We start from the raw sequence: 16,584 nt of genomic DNA, 5'->3' as shown, positions 1-16,584 counted from the left end.
CACCGTCCCTGCCCCCGTTGACCGCCTCCCACAACCTTGCCGCGCGGGCGTGCGCGGTGTTTGGAGTCAACGATGAAGCTGCAGATCCGCCTTCTTTCCCTGGCCGTACTCTCGGCGCTGCCCGGTGTGGCCGCCGCACAGGACGATGCCACCGCACTGGACCAGGTGCTGGTGACCGCCACGCGCACCCCGATTGCCCTGCAGGACAGCATCTCGCCGGCGCAGGTGATCGACCGCGCCGAAATCGAGCGCAGCCAGGCGCCGTCGCTGCAGGACCTGCTGCGCGGCCGCGCCGGCATCAACCTCAACAACAGCGGTGGGCTGGGCAAGCAGAGCTCGCTGTTCCTGCGCGGCACCAATTCGGCCCACACCCTGGTGCTGGTCGATGGCGTGCGCATCAACACCGGCGACCTTGGCCTGGCCATGCTGCAGGACCTGCCGCTGGCGCAGATCGAACGCGTGGAAATCGTGCGCGGCCCGCAGTCCAGCCTGTACGGCGCGGACGCGATCGGCGGCGTGATCCAGATCTTCACCCGACGCAATGCCGGCGACTTCGCCCCCCACCTGCAACTGGGCGGCGGCAGCAACGGCCTGCGCGAAGCCAGCGGCGGCTTTGGCGGCACCGGCGCGCGCGGCTGGTTCGGCACCGACATCGCCTACCAGCACACCGACGGCATCAACTCCTGCAACGGTGATCCAGTCACCTTCGCCGGCTGCGGCGCCAACGAACCCGACCGCGACGGATACCGCAACCTGTCGATGAGCCTGCGCGGCGGCTACACGCTGACCGACAGCCTGAGCGTGGAAGGCACCGCGCTGCGCGCCGAAGGCGAGAACCACTACGACGGCTACTACAACTACTCCGAAACCCTGCAGCAGGTGCTGGGCGGCAAGGTCCGCTACACGCCGAGCGAGCGCTTCACCCTGACCGCCAACGTCGGCCGTGCCGACAACGAGTCGGACAACTACAACGACGACACCTGGCTGGGCGCCGCACAGACCCACCGCGACAGCGCCTCGGTGCAGGCCGACGTGGGCATCGCCGACGGCCAGCTGCTCAGCGCCGGCGTGGACTGGAGCCAGGACAACCTGGACGGCAGCAGCGCGGGCTATCTGGTCGACAGCCGCGACAACACCGGCGTATTCGTGCAGTACCAGGGCCGCTTCGGCGCGCACCACCTGCAGGCCAGCGTGCGCAACGACGACAACGAACAGTTCGGCAACCACACCACCGGCAGCTTGGGCTGGGGCATGGAACTGGGCAGTGGCTTCCGCCTCAATGCCAGCTACGGCACCGCGTTCAAGGCGCCGACCTTCAGTGACCTGTATGACCCGTGGAGCGGCGTGCCCGGGCTGGATCCCGAGAAATCCAAGAGCGCCAACCTTGGCATCGCCCAGCAGGGCGACAGCTGGCGCTGGGGCCTGGATGTGTATGAAACCCGCATCGATGACCTGATCACCTACGACGCCACCACCTTCATGATGTCGCAGGTGGAAAAGGCGCGGATCCGTGGCGCCGAGCTGACCGGCTCAATGACCGTGGCCGGCTTTGACCTCAGCGCACAGCTCAGCCACACCGACCCCCGCAACCGCACCGACGGCAGCGCCCAGTTCGACAACTGGCTGGCCCGCCGCGCGCAGGACACCGCGCGCCTGGACATCGACCGCCGCTTCGGTGGCTTCCGCGCCGGCGTGACCGCCTTCGGTGCCGGCAAGCGCTACGACAACGCCGACAACAGCGTGCGCCTGGCCGGGTATGGCACCGTGGACCTGCGCCTGGAATACGCGCTCAGCCGCGACTGGTCGGTGCTGGGCCGGGTCACCAATGTGTTCGACCGCGATTACGAAACGGTGGCCTGGTACAACCAGCCGGGCCGCGAGTACCGCCTGAGCGTGCGTTACCAGCCGAAGTAAACCGGCGTTGGCCGGCATCGCAAGGTGCCGGCCAACGGCCGGCGCTACCGGGTGCACGAGCACGGCTCGGCATCACCGCCGCTCCACGAGCAGGGTGCGGCGTCACGGCCGCTCCACGAGCAAAGTACGGCGTCACGGCCGCTCCACGGACACGGTAGGTGCCGACCGTTGGTCGGTACGGCGTCACGACCGCTCGACGAGCACGGTAGGTGCCGACCGTTGGTCGGCACGACGCCACGACCGCGCTACAACCCGGGCAACGCCCGCAGGTCGTCCACCACCGCCACCGCGTCCACCGTCGCCAGGTCCAGCCCGCGCGGATACCCGTACCGCACCAGCGCCACCGGCATGCCTGCATCCACCGCAGCGCGATAGTCGGTGATCGAATCCCCCACCATCAAGGCGGCCGTGGGGGCCACCCCGAATGCAGCGGCGATATGCCGCAGCGGTACGCCACTGGGCTTGCGCTCAGGCAACGAATCGCCGCCCAGTATCATCGCGAAGAAGTCCTGCACGCCCAGGTGGGCGAGCAGCGGCGCGACCATGGCCAACGGCTTGTTGGTGCAGATCGCCAGGGTCACGTTACGCGCGCGCAACGCTTCCAGCGCCGGTACCACGCCGTCGTACAGCCGCGGGCTGCGCAGCAGGCACGCTTCGTAGTGCCGCATGAAACCGGGCATCACCCGATCCAGATCGATGTCGCTGCGGGCCGCAGTGAAGGCCTGCTCGACAAGGCGGCGAACGCCATCACCGATCCAGGTCAGCACGGTAGCTTCGGGGACGCGCGGCAGCTGCCAGTCTTCCAGCGTGCGGTTGAGCGCCTCGGCGATATCGGCCGCGCTGTCGACCAGCGTGCCGTCCAGATCAAAAATCACTAGCGGGTAGGGATAGGACAAAGGAAAAATCGCCTTCACGTCGTGGGGTGAATGATTGTAGCGACACCCCATGCGTGTCCCACGCGAAGCCGGACCGAGCTGCGTCAGATCCGCGCCAGGAACTCCTTCCCCGCAAACCGTTCCACCAGGAAATCCAGGAAGCTGCGCATCACCGCCGGCAACTGCCGCCGCGACGCATATACCGCATGGATGCCCATCTCCTCCACCTGGTACTCCGGCAACACCTCCACCAGCGCACCCGAACGCAGCAACGGCGCGATCTGGTACGTCGGCAACATCGCAATCCCCGCCCCCGCCCGCACCGCCTCCAGCAACAGCGACGCCTCGTTGGCACTGATGTTGCCGCCCACCGCCACCGAAATCGCACGCCCCTGCCGCTGCAGCTGCCACACGCTTTTACCCACGTAATGATGGGTAAGACAGTTGTGCCCCGCCAATGCATCGGCACTGACCGGCGTGCCCCGCTCGGCCAGATACGACGGCGCCGCGCACAACACCGACCGGCACGGCGCCAGCCACCGCGCGATCAGGCTCGGATCAATCGCCCGCGAAATCCGCACCGCCACATCCACCCGCTCCTCCACCAGGTTCACCACCCGGTCCACCAGCAACAGCTCCACCCGCGTCAACGGATGCCGACGCACGAACTCCGCCACCGCCGCCGCCAGGTGCAGCTGCCCGAACGACACACTCGCCGTCACCCGCAACACCCCATGCGGCTCCGGGTTGTCGCTGGCCACCTCGCCCTGCAGCTCATCGCCGATGGCCAGCATCTGCCGGAACCGCAGCAGCGCCGCCTCCCCCGGCCCGGTCAGGCTGATCCGCCGCGTGGTCCGGTGCAGCAGCCGCGCCCCCAGCCACGTTTCCACCTCCGCCAGGTACCGCGTCACCATCGCCCGCGACATATCCAGCGCCTCCGCAGCCGCCGTCAGGCTGCCGCGCTCGGCCACCTCCACGAACACCTGCATTGCCGTAAGCCGGTCCATTTGATCGATCCGCGCAACAAATTAGGCCGTTATACGCGGTTTTTCGTCCGCTTTCAGGCGCATATGCTGGCCGTCCTCCCACAACGGACCCTGCCCCATGAAGATCGCCCTCGTCGGTGCCACCGGCAACATCGGCCGTGAAATCACCCGCCAGGCCCTGGCCCGCGGCCACCAGGTCACCGCCATCGTCCGTCGCGACAGCGGCCTGCCCGCCGAACTCGACGGCGCCCAGCTCGCCGTCGCCGCGCTCGACGACACCGACGCCCTGGCCGCCGTGATTGCCGGCCACGACGTCCTGGCCAGCGCCTTCGGCCCGCGCCCCGGCGATGACCCGTCCACCGTCACCACCGTCACCGCCGAACTGGTCAAGGCCGCCCGCCAGGCCGGCGTCCCGCGCTTCCTGATGGTCGGCGGCGCCGGCACCCTCGAAGTCGCCCCCGGCGTACAGCTGGTCGACACCAAAGGCTTCCCCGATGCGTACAAGCCCGTTGCACTCGCCGCGCGCCAGGCGTTCAACCTGCTGCAGAAGGTGGATGACCTCGACTGGACGTTCTATTCGCCGGCGGCTGAAATCGGCCCGGGGCCGCAGAAGGGTGGTTTCCGCACGCAGGCCAAGCAGTTCCTGGTTGGCGCCGATGGGCACAGCCGGATCAGTTACGCCGATTACGCCGATGCGTTCGTGAGCGAGATCGAGAAGCCGCAGTACGTGCGGACGATTGCGACCGTGGCGTATTGATCGAGAGTGGTGATGCGCGGCATTTGGTTATTTTCATGCCCCACCGCGCGCTGCATTGCCATCGGCGGTCGATTGGGATGCGACCCTACCGTCGTCCCACCGACCTGAGGACAGTGTCTTCAAGTTCCCGCGGTCGGTTGCAATGCGCAGTTGCTCCCGCTGTTCATTGCGTGCCAGCCCAGCTTGGGCGGGCCGGCGGGGGCGGGTTGGCGGGACTGTAGAAAACATGGATGTTTTCTACAAGCCCCCATGGATGGGTTCACGGCGTGTCCCGCCAACCCGCACCCGCCGACCCGCTACCCGGAGCAATGAAACCCCGCTGTTGCTGTTGCTGTTGCTGTTGCTGTTGCCGTAGCTGTCGCTGTCGCTGTTGCGTCAGTCAAACAGCCCCATCTGGCTGACCGGCTCACGCTCGCGGAACCCGCCCAAGCCAACCCCCACCAAGCGATAACGCGTCTCGGCCGGCAGATCCACGCGCGCGCGCAACGCAAGCGCGATATCGCGCAACTCCTCCAGCGTTTCCGGCGGCGATTCCGGCGTGAAACTGCGCGTGATGATCCGGAACTGCGACGTCTTCAACTTCAGCACCACCGTGTGCCCCACCCGGTCCGTCTTCCGCGTTGCGTTCCACGTCTTGCCCGCCAGCTCCACGATCGCCGGCTCCAGCGCCTCCAGCGGCAGATCCTCCGCGAACGTATCCTCCGACGAAATCGACTGCACCGGCTGGTCCGGCTCCACCGGACGCTCATCGATACCACGCGCACGCCGGTACAGACTCGCCCCGAAACTGCCGAAGCGCCCTTCCAGCTCCTCCAGCCGCAACCCACGCAGATCGCCTACCGTCACGATCCCAAGCTCCGACAGCTTGCCCTCCATCACCTTGCCCACCCCCGGCACCCGCTTCACCGGCAGCGGCATCAGGAACTGATCGATCCGGTGCGGCGGCACCACGAACTGCCCGTCCGGCTTGCGCCAATCCGACGCGATTTTCGCCAGGAACTTGTTCGGCGCGATCCCCGCCGACGCCGTCAACTGCGTCTCCTCCCGGATCTGCGCGCGGATCAGCGCCGCGATCTCCGTCGCCACCGTCATCCCACCCTTGTGCACCGTCACATCCAGGTACGCCTCATCCAGCGACAACGGCTCCACCAGATCCGTATGCCGCAGGAAAATCTCCCGCACCTGGCGCGACACCGCCTTGTAGCGCACGAAATCCGGCGGCACGAACACCGCATCCGGACACAGCCGCTCCGCCCGCATCGCCGGCATCGCCGAACGGATCCCGAACACCCGCGCCTCGTACGACGCCGCGCACACCACCGAACGCGCCCCCTTCCACGCCACCACCACCGGCAGCCCCCGCAGCGACGGATTGTCGCGCTGCTCCACCGACGCGTAAAACGCGTCCATATCGACGTGGATGATCTTGCGTTGTGCGGACACGGCGGAAGCTCAAGGGCCCAAGCGGCGGGAATAGATGAACAAGATTACAGCCACACGCCTGAGTATGGTCTTTTCATAACAACAACATGCGTTTTTCAAGCTGAAAACACTACGCCGGCGTACGGTTAAAACGTTTGATTGAATGGAAATTACTCTGCACTCTTGGGTGCTTTCAACGGCAACAAACCGCCGCCCTCCATCTTCAGGATTGCGTTTTCCATGACTCGTCTCAACGCGTTCTCGCGCGAACAGCTGCTGGCCAGTGCCCGTGGCGAACTGTTCGGGCCGGGCAGCGGTCGCCTGCCCAATGACCCGATGCTGATGTTCGATCGCATCACCGACATCCGCGATGACGGCGGTCCACACGGCAAAGGCTACGTGCGCGCGGAACTGGATATCCGCCCCGACCTGTGGTTCTTCGGCTGCCATTTCATCGGCGACCCGGTGATGCCCGGTTGCCTCGGCCTGGACGCAATGTGGCAGCTCACCGGCTTCTACCTCACCTGGCTGGGCGCGCCCGGCCGTGGCCGCGCACTCGGCTGCGGTGAAGTGAAGTTCACCGGCCAGGTGCTGCCCGACGCAAAGCGTGTCACCTACGAAATCGACATCACCCGCGTCATCAACCGCAAGCTGGTCATGGCGCAGTCCGATGCCCGCATGCTGGTCGACGGCCGCGAAATCTATACCGCCAAAGACCTCCGCGTAGGTCTGTTCACTTCCACCGAGAACTTCTGATGCGTCGCGTCGTCATTACCGGAATGGGCATCACCTCGTGCCTGGGCAACGATCTGGACACCGTGTCCACCGCACTGCGTGAAGGCCGCGCCGGCATCCGCAACCTTCCCGACCACGCCGACGCCGGCCTGCGCAGCCACGTGGGCGGCAACATCGAACTGGACCTGGACGCGCAGATCGACCGCAAGCTCAAGCGCTTCATGAGCGATGCCTCGGCCTACGCCTACATCGCCATGCGCGACGCCATCGCCGATGCCGGCCTGGACGAAGCGCAGGTGGTGAACCCGCGCACCGGCCTGATTGCAGGCTCCGGCGGCGGCTCCAGCCAGTGGCAGGTCGAATCGGCCGACATCCTGCGCGCGCGTGGCGTGCGCAAGGTCGGCCCGTACATGGTGCCGCGCACGATGTGCTCCACCGTGTCGGCCTGCCTGGCCACCGCCTTCCAGATCAAGGGCCTGAGCTACTCGCTGTCCGCTGCCTGCGCCACCTCCGCGCACTGCATCGGCGCCGCCGCCGACCTGATCCGGCATGGCGCGCAGGACGTGATGTTCGCCGGTGGCGGCGAAGACCTGCACTGGTCGATGAGCGTCATGTTCGATGCGATGGGCGCGCTGTCCACCCGCTTCAACGACACCCCGGCCACCGCATCGCGCCCGTACGACAAGGACCGCGACGGCTTCGTCATCGCCGGTGGCGGCGGCATGCTGGTGCTGGAAGATTACGACCACGCCGTGGCACGCGGTGCACGCATCTATGCCGAACTGGTGGGCTACGGCGTCACCTCCGACGGTGCCGACATGGTCGCCCCGTCCGGTGAAGGCGCGGTGCGCTGCATGAACATGGCCATGCAGAACCTCAGCGGCCCGATCGACTACCTCAACACGCACGGCACCTCGACCCCGCTCGGTGACGTGACCGAGCTGAAGGCGGTGCGCGAAGTGTTCGGCGAATCGATTCCGCCGCTGTCGTCGACCAAGGCGCTGTCGGGCCATTCGCTGGGTGCGGCCAGCGTGCACGAAGCGATCTACTGCCTGCTGATGATGCGCGATGGTTTCATCGCCGGTTCGGCCAACATCGGCGAACTGGACCCGGCCGTGGAAGGTTTCCCGATCGTGCGCGAGAGCCAGGACAAGCAGTTGAACACGGTGATGTCCAACAGCTTCGGCTTCGGCGGCACCAACGCAGCGCTGGTGTTCGGGCGGGTGTGATTCCGCGCGGCATCGACATGAAAAACCCGGCCACGTGCCGGGTTTTTTGTTGGTTTACGGGCGGAATAATGCGGGTGGAACGGCGTGAGATTCCCGGTAGAGCCGACTGTTAGTCGGCTGCCTTTGGCGGGGTCTATGATCGCGCTTCGCGCTTAGCCGACTAACAGTCGGCTCTACCCTTCGGCTCTACCCTTCGGTTCTACCCTTCGGTTTTACCCTTCGGTTCCACCTTCGGCTCTACCCTTCGGCCCTACCGTCGCTTTGCAGCAGCGGCAGCAGCAGTGCGTGGGCGTCGGTGAGCGATTCCACGATGCGGTGGCCGAGCGCGCGCAGGTCGGCATCCGGATGTACCAGGTCCGGCACCTGGATCGCGGTCATGCCGGCGCCTACCGCCGCGCGGATGCCGGCCGGGGAATCTTCCAGCGCCAGGCAGCGCGCGGGATCCTTGCCCAGTTTCCGCGCCGCCAGCAGGTAGATGTCCGGCGCCGGCTTCGGGTAGGCCACGTCGCTGCTGGTGACCACGTGGTCGAAGTAACCCAGCAACCCCGCCGCCGCCAGTTTGCGCGACGCGCGCGGCTCGCGCGTGGACGTCGCCACCGCTCGCGGCAGGGCGTGTGCCTGCAGCAGCTGCAGCAGCGCCAGTATGCCGGGACGCAGCGGCAGCCCCTGCTGGGTGCGCGCTTCATACAGGTCGTGGCAGCGCGCATACAGCGCGGCTACCTGCCCGGCATCGATGTGGCGCAGCAGCCGCTGTTCGCAGTCGCGGTCGCCCAACCCGACCATGCCCAGCCAGAAGTCATCGGCGAACGGCAGCTGCAGTTCCCGTGCGGCCTGCGACCAGCACGCAATGGACACCCGCTCGCTGTCGATCATCAGGCCATCCATGTCGAAGATGACCGCTTCGGGCAGGAACGGCAGGGCGGCGATGGCGGTCATGACGCGTCGGTGAGGTGCCCGGTGAACAGCGTTTCCAGGTCCGCCGCATCCAGCATGCGCCACTCGCCCTCGGGCAGGTCGCCCAGCGACAGCCCGCCGATGCGGCTGCGGTGCAGTGCCTGCACGTGGTTGCCCACCGCCGCGAACATGCGCCGGGCCTGGTGGTAGCGGCCCTCGTGCAGCACCAGTTCGGCCTCGCGCGCCGAGCGCACGTGCAGTTCGGCCGGCAGCAGCGGCTTGTCGTCCGCTTCCAGCATCAGCGCGCCACTGGCGAAACGTGCCACCTCGTCACCGCGCAGGTCTTCGGCCACGGTGACCTGGTAGGCCTTGTCCAGCCGCGACTTGGGCGACACGATCCGGTGCAGCAGGGCGCCGTCGTCGGTCATCAGCAGCAGGCCGCTGGTGTCGCGGTCCAGCCGGCCCACCGACGACAGCACCGGCGAACGCTCGCGGAAGCGCGGCGGCAACAGGTCGTAGATCAGCCGGCCTTTGTCCTTGGTCGAACAGGTGTAGTCACGCGGCTTGTGCAGCATCAGGGTCAGCCCCTGCGGCGGATCCAGCGGCTCCCCCTCGACCCGGATCGCTTCGTGGGCGACCTGGTCATCGGCGTACAGCACCTCGCCGTCCGCATCGGTGATGAGCCCCTCGCGGAACATGCCCTGCACCTGCTTGCGGCTGCCGTAACCCAGGTTGGCCAGCAGTTTCACCAGCTTCATGCGCGGCCCCCGCGGCCCCACTTCGGCTCGTCGCTGCGCGGGGCCCTGGCGGGGGTGGGGCTCTTGCTGGCCTTGGTCGCCTCGATCAGCTTGAAGCCGTCGCGTTCTGCAGCCACGCGCACCTGGCCGAAGCTTTCGTTGAGGATCTGCTCGTACGGCAGGTGGCGGTTGGCCACCAGCCACATCCGCCCACCCGGGCGCAGCGCCTGCGCGGCCACGGCGATGAAGCGCTGGCCGATGTCCGGGCGGTCGGCACGCGAGGGAGTGTGGAACGGCGGGTTGGTGACGATGAAGTCGTACTGCGCCTCGATGCCGGCGGTGACGTCCTGCCAGTGGAAGCCCAGCTTGGCCGGCTTGCCCAGTGCCTCCAGATTGACCCTGGCCAGCGCCAGCGCGCGGCCTTCTGCCTCGAACAGGTCCAGCGCGCTCACCTGCGGGCAGCGCTGCAGCACTTCGCTGGACAGGTAGCCGAAGCCGGCCCCCAGGTCCGCGCCGCGGCCGGCCAGGTCGGCCGGCAGCTGTTCCACCAGCAGCGCCGAGGCCGGGTCGATGCGGTCCCAGGCGAAGATGCCCGGGCGGCTCTGGAAGCGCCCGCCCAGGATCGCGCGCGGCGCGTCCAGCGCAGCCCAGCGCTGGGCCAGGGCGACGTCATGCTGGCCATCCAACGGCGCGGTCCAGTACACCCGGCAGTGGTTCTTGGTCATCTTGCCGCCCAGCCCGGCCAGCTGCTGCAGGTCGCCTTCGCCTGAGCGGGCGCCTTCGTTGTTGTGCTGGCAGGCCACCACGATGCCGCCCGGGGCGGCCAGCGCCAGCGCGCGGGCAAACAGCGCGCGGGCTTCTTCACGCTGGCGCGGCGGCAGCACCAGCACCAGCGCGTAGCGGGTGGTGTCATCGGCCAACTGCTGCTCGTCGCGCACGGTCCAGCCGCTGGCTTCCAGCGCATCGGCGAACGGGCGGAAGCTCTGCTCGCAGACCAGCTGGCCCGGCTGGGCGTGCTCGCGCAGCGGCCAGCCATCGCGGGCGCGCAGGAACAGCACCGGCCCGGCCGGCCAGGTCAGCGCGCCGCCGAACGGCAGGAACAGGGTTTCCAGGGGGGCGTCGTGCTGGGCAGCCATGGGGGCACATCTTGAAAAGAGGCCGCCATTCTACCGTTTCGGCCGATCGGCCCCGTTCGGCGGCCGATTTGCGTTTATTCAACGCTGCCTTGATGCCATCGCAACAGGCTGTCGGTCAGGGTGAAGGCTCATTCGCAACGGAGGTAGCTCATGCGCGCATTGTTCGTCGGTGGCGTGGTCGACAACAGCGAAATGGATCTGGAGGGCGCACAGCCGCCGGTGCACTACCCCGAGGACACCGGTGGGGGGCATTCGAGGTACCGGTTGCACCAGGTGGGCAAGCAGGCCGATGGCGCCGTGGCCTATGCGGTGTACGGCGCGCCCGACATGGCCGATGACGAAGTCGCCCGGATTGCGGATGAGCGCGCCTATGCGCGCCGCTTCGAAGCTGAGCCGGAAGTCTTCACGCATTGAGGAAAGGCGCGTGCCGGGCAGGGCCCGGCACGGCCCGGAGGGTCATTCCACCGGGGGCAGCTGGCGGATCGCGCTGATCTCATCCAGCCACAGCACATGCTGCTGCACCGGGGCATCCAAGTCATCCAGACGCAGTTGGCCGTTGCTGCCTTCGTTCTCTTCCGCATTTCGGTACTGCTGCACGGTGGGCTGTACCGCCACCGTGCCGAGCAGGCGGCGACCGTCTTTCAGCGTGACTTCGACCTGGGTCTGGCCTTTGAGCTGGGGCAGCAACGCCTCGAGCTGGGCGATGTCGGCCGGGTTCGTGTGGATGCGGGGGGCGATGCGGGACATGCGGTTCCTTTGATTCAATTCCGTCCGGCCAGGACGCTGCGTACTGCGGTGACCAGCTGCGCGACCGAATAGGGTTTGGCCACGTGTTCCTGGAAGCCCGAGGCCAGCGCGCGCTTGCGGTCGTCGGCACGGGCCAGCGCGGTCACCGCCACGATCGGCAGCGCGTTGGCATCGAGGCCGAAGTCCTGGCGCAGCGCACTCACCAGCCCATACCCGTCCATGCCCGGCATGCCGATGTCGGTCAGCAGCACGTCCACCGCCTCATGGCCGCCGGCATCCAGCAGCGCCAATGCTTCGCCGGCCGAAGCCGCCGCGGTGACCTGTGCGCCCTGCTCTTCCAGCAGCCGGCGCAGGTATTCCAGCACTTCGGGTTGGTCTTCCACCGCCAGCAGGCGCAGGCCCTTGAGCGGGTACGGCTCGATCAGCTGTTCGCGGATCGGGCCACTGAACACTTCGCGCAGCGGCCGGCCATCGGCCTGGGGCTGGTAGCGCGGCAGCTGCACGGTGAATTCCGCACCCTGGCCCTGGCCTTCGCTGTTGGCCGTGACCGTGCCGCCGTGCAGTTCCACCAGCTGCTGCACGATCGCCAGGCCCAGGCCCAGCCCGCCATGGCGGCGGGTGGTGGTGCCATCGGCCTGGCGGAAGCGGCTGAACAGATGGCGCAGGAACTCCGGCGCAATGCCGTCGCCCGAATCGGCCACGGTCACTGTCCAGTGATCACCGTCGGTGGCCAGGGTGACCGTGACCGAGCCGGCGGCGGGGGTGAACTTGATGGCGTTGCTGAGCAGGTTCCACAGCACCTGCTGCAGGCGCGTGGCATCGCCCAGCACCAGCGCCGGTTCGTCAGGCATGACCAGCCGGGTTTCCAGCGCCTTGCCTTCGGCTACCAGTTCCTGGGCGCGCATGGCCTCGGTGAGCTGGACGCGCAGATCCAGCACTTCCACTTCCAGCTGCACCTTGCCCAGCAGCATGCTGCTCAGGTCCAGCATGTCCGAGATCAGCCGCTTCTGCGCCATGGCGCTGTTGGCGATCACGCCCAGCCCCTTGAACAGCGGGCTGGTGCTGTCCACGCGCTGCAGCAGCAGCTCGCTCCAGCCCAGGATGGTGGTCAGCGGCGTGCGCAGCTCGTGCGAGAGCGTGGCCAGGAATTCGTCCTTCAACCGCGCCATGCTTTCAGCGGCATTGCGCGCGGCGCGCTCGGACTGCAGCAGCTCTTCGCGCGCCATTTCGATTTCGCGCCGGTCGGTGACGTCGGTGCTGCTGCCGGCCAGGCCGATGAACCGGCCCATGCGCGAGAAGCGTGGCTGGGCGCTCATTTCCAGCCAGCGCCACTGGCCATCGGCGCGCAGCCCGCGCACCAGCACCTGCATGGAGCGCTGCGCCTTGATCGCGGCCTGCAGCTCGTAATCGAACACGGACACATCGTCGGGGTGGACCAGACCGCGCCAGACATCTTCCGGCACGCGCTGTTCGTCACCGCCGAAGAATTCGCTGAAGGCGCTGTTGACGAAGCGCGCATGCGCGCGTTCGTCCAGCACCCACACCGGCATGGGCAGGCCATCGGCCAGCGCGCTGAAACGCGCCTCGCTTTCGGCCAGCTCCACTTCGATCTGCTTGCGGTTGGTGATGTCGAAGAAGAGCACAGCGACGCGATGTTCGTGCGGCTCGCCTACCCGCATCGCCTCGACCGCATACCAGCGGCCCAGCGCGCGTGCTTCCAGCTCGAACTGCTGGGAGCGCCCGGTCAGGGCGATCTGGCCGTACACCCGGTACCACTCCGGCTCGTGGGTCGGCTGCAGTTCGCTCATCAGCCGGCCCGAGGCCTGGTTCAAGCCGGTGTTGCGCTCGAAGGCATCGTTGACTTCCAGGAACCGGTAGTCGACTCCCACGCCGTCTTCGATCATCACCTCGATGATGCAGAAGCCAGCGCTGAGGCCTTCCAGCACGCTGCGGTGCAAGGAAGGATCGGACGCCGAAGGCACGTACGGGGCGCGTTCCAGGGTTGAGGCGGGCAGGCTGGGCAAGGGCGTCAAGAGGGGCAACTGGTGGAACGGAGGGAGACAGCATCTTCCAGAGCGCGTATTCGTAGCGTCAAGCGCCCCTTGCCGGTTTGACGTAAGTGAATTGCCGGCTACCGGGGATCCTGCCTGCCGTTTCCGGCAATTGTCCCGCTGGCGGATCAGGATCACACTCAGTACCGACCTTCTTCCGCCGCTCCGACCGAGGCAACGCCATGAACCGCAAACCCTTGCTGGCTGGTGCTCTGGGCTGTCTGCTGCTGCTTGTCGGCAGCGCGTCCGCCGCCCCGCGCACCGTCACCGACCCCAAGGCGCCCCGCGCGCTCACCGGCGAAAGCCCGGTCCAGGTGAAGTGGACGGACCCGGCCCAGTTCACTGAAATCCGCAGCAGCACCAACCGGTTCGAGGCCCAAAGCGGCAACTGGGTGCAGCAGCTTGCCGACTACCTGCGCAGCAGCGCCAGCAAGCGCCTGCCCCCGGGCCAGACCCTGGACGTGGAGATCACCGACATCAAGCGGGCCGGCGAGTTCGAGCCGCAGAACGGCCCGCGCGGCAATGACGTGCGGATCATGCGCAACATCTATCCGCCGCGGATGACCCTGACCTTCACCCTGCGCGACGCCACCGGTGGGGTGGTCCGCCAGGGCGAGGAGAAGCTGATCGACATGAACTACCTGGGCAACACTGGTTTGCTCAGCAACAACGACCCGCTGCGCTATGAGAAGCGGATGATCGATGACTGGCTGCGGCGCCTGCTGCCGCCTACGCGCCGCTGAGCACCCGCGCCACGCGCTTGACCGCACACGGCAACTGGTAGGCGCTGACCTTGCACAGCGGTGCCAGCACGTCCAAGCGTGGGGCATCGCCCCACAGGGTGACGGTGCTGCCCACCCCGGCCTGCGGCAGGTCGGTCAGGTCCACGGTGAGCATGTCCATCGAGACCCGGCCGATCAGGTGGCCGGGCTGGCCATCGATCTGGACGGGGGTCCCGTTCGGCGCGAACTGCGGGTAGCCATCGGCATACCCCAGCGCCACCACGCCCACGCGGGTGGGGCGTTCTGCCACGAAGCGTGCGCCGTAGCCGACCGGTTCGCCCGAAGCGATCTCGCGGACCGCGAAGATCTTCGACTGCATGGTCATCACCGGGCGCAGGCGCTCGGTAAAGGCGTTGTGCTTCTGCAGCGGGTTGGCCCCGTACAGCATCAGGCCCGGGCGCACCCAATCGCTGCGCACGTCCGGCCAGCCCAGCAGCGCCGGTGAATTGCACAGGCTGGTTTCGCCGGCCAGGCCGTCGATGGTGGCGGCGAACAGGTCCGCCTGTTCGCGGGTCCGCGGGCTGTCCAGTTCGTCGGCGCGCGCCATGTGGCTCATCAGCACCATCGGTGCCACCTGCGGAAGCGCCGACAGCCGCGCGTGCGCGGCGCGGAAATCTTCGGGCGACAGGCCCAGGCGGTGCATGCCGCTGTCCAGCTTCAACCAGATCTGCAGCGTGGCGTCGGTCTGGAACGCTTCCACCGCGTCCACCTGCCACGGCGCGGCCACCGCGAACCACAGGCTGTGCTGCACGATCAGCGGCAGCTCGTCGGCATCGAAGAACCCTTCCAGCAGCAGGATCGGCGAGGTGATGCCGGCCGCGCGCAGTTCCAGCGCCTCTTCAATGCAGGCTACCCCGAACGCATCGGCTTCGCCGTCCAGCGCGCGCGCGCAGGCCACGGCACCGTGGCCATAGGCATCGGCTTTTACCGCGGCCAGGGTCTTGCGGCCGCCGCCCAGTTCACGGGCCAGGCGGAAGTTGGAGCGCAACGCCTCCAGGTCAATCAACGCGCGGGCTGGGCGCATGCATTCGGTTCACTGTGTTGGACGGACGCGGCGTGGTGGCCGCCATAACGGAAGATATCCAGGCCTTCGGTGCTGATCTGCGGCTGGCGCGCGCTCATCAGGTCGGCCAGGTAGCGGCCCGAGCCGCAGGCCATGGTCCAGCCCAGCGTGCCGTGGCCGGTGTTGAGGAACAGGTTGCGGTACGGGGTGGCGCCGATCACCGGCGTGCCATCCGGGGTGGCCGGGCGCAGCCCGGTCCAGAATTCGGCGCGCGACAGGTCGCCGCCCTCCGGGTACAGGTCGCCCGCCACCTTTTCCAGGGTGGCGCGGCGGCGCGGCGACAGCGACAGGTCGAACCCGCCCACTTCGGCCATGCCGCCCACGCGGATGCGGTCGTCGAAACGGGTTACCGCCACCTTGTAGCTCTCGTCCAGGATGGTCGAGGTCGGCGCCATCGCCGCGTTGGTGATCGGCAGGGTCAGCGAGTAGCCCTTCAGCGGGTACACCGGCAGGTGCATGCCCAGTGGGGCCACCAGCGACGGCGAATAGCTGCCCAGCGCCACCACGTAGCGGTCGGCGGTTTCGACCTTGCCGTCGATGCGCACGCCGGTGATGCGGTCGCCGTCGGTTTCCAGCCCGGCGATGTCCTGGTCGAAGCGGAATTCCACCCCGGCATCCATCGCCATCTGCGCCAGGCGGCGGGTGAACAGCTGGCAGTCGCCGGTCTGGTCGCGCGGCAGCCACAGCGCGCCCACCAGCTTGTCGGCCACGCTGGCCAGCGCCGGTTCGTGGGCGATGATGCCGGCGCGGTCCAGCACTTCATACGGCACGCCGTACTGGGCCAGCACTTCGATGTCCTGCGCCGAGGCATCCAGCTGCTGCTGGGTGCGGAACAGCTGGGTGGTGCCCAGGTCGCGGCCTTCGAACTCAATGCCGGTCTGCGCACGCAGCTCGTTGAGGCAATCGCGGCTGTATTCGGACATGCGCACCATGCGCGCCTTGTTGATGGCGTAGCGCTCGTGCGTGCAGTTGCGCAGCATCTGCGCCAGCCACCGGTACTGGTTCAGGTCCAGCCCGGGGCGGATGGCCAGCGGTGCGTGTTCGGAGAACAGCCACTTCACCGCCTTCAGCGGCACGCCCGGGGCGGCCCACGGCGAGGTATAGCCGAACGACAGCTGGCCGGCATTGGCGAAGCTGGTTTCCAGCGCCGGGCCGGGCTGGCGGTCCACCACCGTGACTTCAAACCCGGCCTGCCGCAGGTACCAGGCACTGGTCGTGCCGATTACCCCACTACCCAGGACTAGAACGCGCATGAG

The 16,584-nt window shown here is 67.6% G+C and carries 16 protein-coding genes; 6 read left to right on the top strand and 10 right to left on the bottom strand.

What is annotated here, in order from left to right; genetic code table 11:
- The first annotated feature begins 72 nt into the window (after nucleotides 1-72).
- Nucleotides 73-1,914 (top strand): TonB-dependent vitamin B12 receptor, encoded by a 1,842-nt coding sequence (btuB, locus tag AC06E7_RS13250; RefSeq protein ID WP_478065027.1) that lies wholly within the window; start codon nucleotides 73-75, stop codon nucleotides 1,912-1,914.
- A 245-nt stretch (nucleotides 1,915-2,159) separates the two neighbouring features.
- Here btuB and gph read toward each other — a convergent pair whose 3' ends face one another.
- Both gph and AC06E7_RS13240 read right to left on the bottom strand, forming a co-directional pair.
- Nucleotides 2,160-2,810, bottom strand: a complete 651-nt coding sequence (gene gph / locus AC06E7_RS13245) for a phosphoglycolate phosphatase (RefSeq protein ID WP_478065026.1) — start codon at nucleotides 2,808-2,810, stop codon at nucleotides 2,160-2,162.
- 83 nt (nucleotides 2,811-2,893) lie between these two features.
- Entirely contained in the window at nucleotides 2,894-3,796 is a 903-nt protein-coding gene (locus tag AC06E7_RS13240) for a LysR family transcriptional regulator (protein ID WP_478065025.1), read from the bottom strand.
- A gap of 97 nt (nucleotides 3,797-3,893) precedes the next feature.
- On the opposite strand from AC06E7_RS13240, the gene AC06E7_RS13235 reads away from it, so the two are divergent.
- The gene (locus AC06E7_RS13235; RefSeq protein WP_478065024.1) at nucleotides 3,894-4,532 is read left to right on the top strand and encodes an NAD(P)-dependent oxidoreductase; all 639 of its coding nucleotides are present in this window, start codon (nucleotides 3,894-3,896) and stop codon (nucleotides 4,530-4,532) included.
- A 375-nt stretch (nucleotides 4,533-4,907) separates the two neighbouring features.
- On the opposite strand, the gene dinB is transcribed toward AC06E7_RS13235, so the two are convergent.
- The gene (gene dinB / locus AC06E7_RS13230; RefSeq protein ID WP_478065023.1) at nucleotides 4,908-5,975 is read right to left on the bottom strand and encodes a DNA polymerase IV; all 1,068 of its coding nucleotides are present in this window, start codon (nucleotides 5,973-5,975) and stop codon (nucleotides 4,908-4,910) included.
- 219 nt (nucleotides 5,976-6,194) lie between these two features.
- Between dinB and fabA the strand changes: the two genes are divergently transcribed.
- Together fabA and fabB are read left to right on the top strand one after the other, a co-directional pair.
- Nucleotides 6,195-6,710, top strand: coding sequence for a 3-hydroxyacyl-[acyl-carrier-protein] dehydratase FabA (fabA, locus tag AC06E7_RS13225; RefSeq protein ID WP_068854535.1), 516 nt, complete (start codon nucleotides 6,195-6,197; stop codon nucleotides 6,708-6,710).
- Nucleotides 6,710-7,918, top strand: coding sequence for a beta-ketoacyl-ACP synthase I (fabB, locus tag AC06E7_RS13220; RefSeq protein WP_068848982.1), 1,209 nt, complete (start codon nucleotides 6,710-6,712; stop codon nucleotides 7,916-7,918). The genes fabA and fabB overlap by 1 nt, the downstream gene beginning before the upstream one ends.
- A gap of 237 nt (nucleotides 7,919-8,155) precedes the next feature.
- Here the strand turns inward: fabB and AC06E7_RS13215 are convergent, their stop codons facing one another.
- The 3 genes from AC06E7_RS13215 to AC06E7_RS13205 are packed head-to-tail and all read right to left on the bottom strand — an operon-like array spanning nucleotide 8,156 to nucleotide 10,685.
- On the bottom strand, nucleotides 8,156-8,854 hold the full coding sequence (locus AC06E7_RS13215) for an HAD family hydrolase (RefSeq protein WP_478065022.1): 699 nt from the start codon (nucleotides 8,852-8,854) through the stop codon (nucleotides 8,156-8,158).
- A complete protein-coding gene (locus tag AC06E7_RS13210; protein WP_068854534.1) occupies nucleotides 8,851-9,570 on the bottom strand; it encodes a pseudouridine synthase in 720 nt (239 codons plus the stop codon). The genes AC06E7_RS13215 and AC06E7_RS13210 overlap by 4 nt, the downstream gene beginning before the upstream one ends.
- Nucleotides 9,567-10,685, bottom strand: a complete 1,119-nt coding sequence (locus tag AC06E7_RS13205; RefSeq protein WP_478065021.1) for a class I SAM-dependent methyltransferase — start codon at nucleotides 10,683-10,685, stop codon at nucleotides 9,567-9,569. Before AC06E7_RS13205 ends, AC06E7_RS13210 begins: the two co-directional genes overlap by 4 nt.
- A gap of 150 nt (nucleotides 10,686-10,835) precedes the next feature.
- On the opposite strand from AC06E7_RS13205, the gene AC06E7_RS13200 reads away from it, so the two are divergent.
- Complete coding sequence (locus AC06E7_RS13200; RefSeq protein WP_068848976.1) at nucleotides 10,836-11,099, top strand: hypothetical protein; 264 nt, start codon at nucleotides 10,836-10,838, stop codon at nucleotides 11,097-11,099.
- A gap of 42 nt (nucleotides 11,100-11,141) precedes the next feature.
- On the opposite strand, the gene AC06E7_RS13195 is transcribed toward AC06E7_RS13200, so the two are convergent.
- Together AC06E7_RS13195 and AC06E7_RS13190 are read right to left on the bottom strand one after the other, a co-directional pair.
- Complete coding sequence (locus AC06E7_RS13195) at nucleotides 11,142-11,432, bottom strand: DUF3247 family protein (RefSeq protein WP_447784032.1); 291 nt, start codon at nucleotides 11,430-11,432, stop codon at nucleotides 11,142-11,144.
- Between the two features lie 14 nt (nucleotides 11,433-11,446).
- A complete protein-coding gene (locus tag AC06E7_RS13190; RefSeq protein WP_414715872.1) occupies nucleotides 11,447-13,456 on the bottom strand; it encodes a hybrid sensor histidine kinase/response regulator in 2,010 nt (669 codons plus the stop codon).
- A gap of 209 nt (nucleotides 13,457-13,665) precedes the next feature.
- Between AC06E7_RS13190 and AC06E7_RS13185 the strand changes: the two genes are divergently transcribed.
- A complete protein-coding gene (locus AC06E7_RS13185) occupies nucleotides 13,666-14,226 on the top strand; it encodes a DUF3016 domain-containing protein (protein WP_217537925.1) in 561 nt (186 codons plus the stop codon).
- Here the strand turns inward: AC06E7_RS13185 and alr are convergent.
- Nucleotides 14,213-15,289, bottom strand: a complete 1,077-nt coding sequence (gene alr, locus AC06E7_RS13180; RefSeq protein ID WP_095364548.1) for an alanine racemase — start codon at nucleotides 15,287-15,289, stop codon at nucleotides 14,213-14,215. The genes AC06E7_RS13185 and alr overlap by 14 nt on opposite strands.
- Nucleotides 15,268-16,581, bottom strand: a complete 1,314-nt coding sequence (locus tag AC06E7_RS13175) for a D-amino acid dehydrogenase (RefSeq protein ID WP_478065020.1) — start codon at nucleotides 16,579-16,581, stop codon at nucleotides 15,268-15,270. Before AC06E7_RS13175 ends, alr begins: the two co-directional genes overlap by 22 nt.
- Between the last annotated feature and the right edge of the window lie 3 nt (nucleotides 16,582-16,584).

The sequence above is a fragment of the Stenotrophomonas sp. Steno-Z4 genome (assembly GCF_056393145.1).
This window is presented reverse-complemented; position numbering and strand designations above follow the sequence as displayed.

What these genes read in the sequence shown, in the direction of transcription:
- AC06E7_RS13195 (WP_447784032.1), bottom strand. Translation starts at nt 11,432, where the DNA reads ATGTCCCGCATCGCCCCCCGCATCCACACGAACCCGGCCGACATCGCC.
- AC06E7_RS13210 (WP_068854534.1), bottom strand. Translation starts at nt 9,570, where the DNA reads ATGAAGCTGGTGAAACTGCTGGCCAACCTGGGTTACGGCAGCCGCAAG.
- AC06E7_RS13215 (WP_478065022.1), bottom strand. Translation starts at nt 8,854, where the DNA reads ATGACCGCCATCGCCGCCCTGCCGTTCCTGCCCGAAGCGGTCATCTTC.
- fabA (WP_068854535.1), top strand. Translation starts at nt 6,195, where the DNA reads ATGACTCGTCTCAACGCGTTCTCGCGCGAACAGCTGCTGGCCAGTGCC.
- btuB (WP_478065027.1), top strand. Translation starts at nt 73, where the DNA reads ATGAAGCTGCAGATCCGCCTTCTTTCCCTGGCCGTACTCTCGGCGCTG.
- AC06E7_RS13185 (WP_217537925.1), top strand. Translation starts at nt 13,666, where the DNA reads ATGAACCGCAAACCCTTGCTGGCTGGTGCTCTGGGCTGTCTGCTGCTG.
- AC06E7_RS13175 (WP_478065020.1), bottom strand. Translation starts at nt 16,581, where the DNA reads ATGCGCGTTCTAGTCCTGGGTAGTGGGGTAATCGGCACGACCAGTGCC.
- alr (WP_095364548.1), bottom strand. Translation starts at nt 15,289, where the DNA reads ATGCGCCCAGCCCGCGCGTTGATTGACCTGGAGGCGTTGCGCTCCAAC.
- AC06E7_RS13200 (WP_068848976.1), top strand. Translation starts at nt 10,836, where the DNA reads ATGCGCGCATTGTTCGTCGGTGGCGTGGTCGACAACAGCGAAATGGAT.
- fabB (WP_068848982.1), top strand. Translation starts at nt 6,710, where the DNA reads ATGCGTCGCGTCGTCATTACCGGAATGGGCATCACCTCGTGCCTGGGC.
- AC06E7_RS13235 (WP_478065024.1), top strand. Translation starts at nt 3,894, where the DNA reads ATGAAGATCGCCCTCGTCGGTGCCACCGGCAACATCGGCCGTGAAATC.
- AC06E7_RS13240 (WP_478065025.1), bottom strand. Translation starts at nt 3,796, where the DNA reads ATGGACCGGCTTACGGCAATGCAGGTGTTCGTGGAGGTGGCCGAGCGC.
- AC06E7_RS13205 (WP_478065021.1), bottom strand. Translation starts at nt 10,685, where the DNA reads ATGGCTGCCCAGCACGACGCCCCCCTGGAAACCCTGTTCCTGCCGTTC.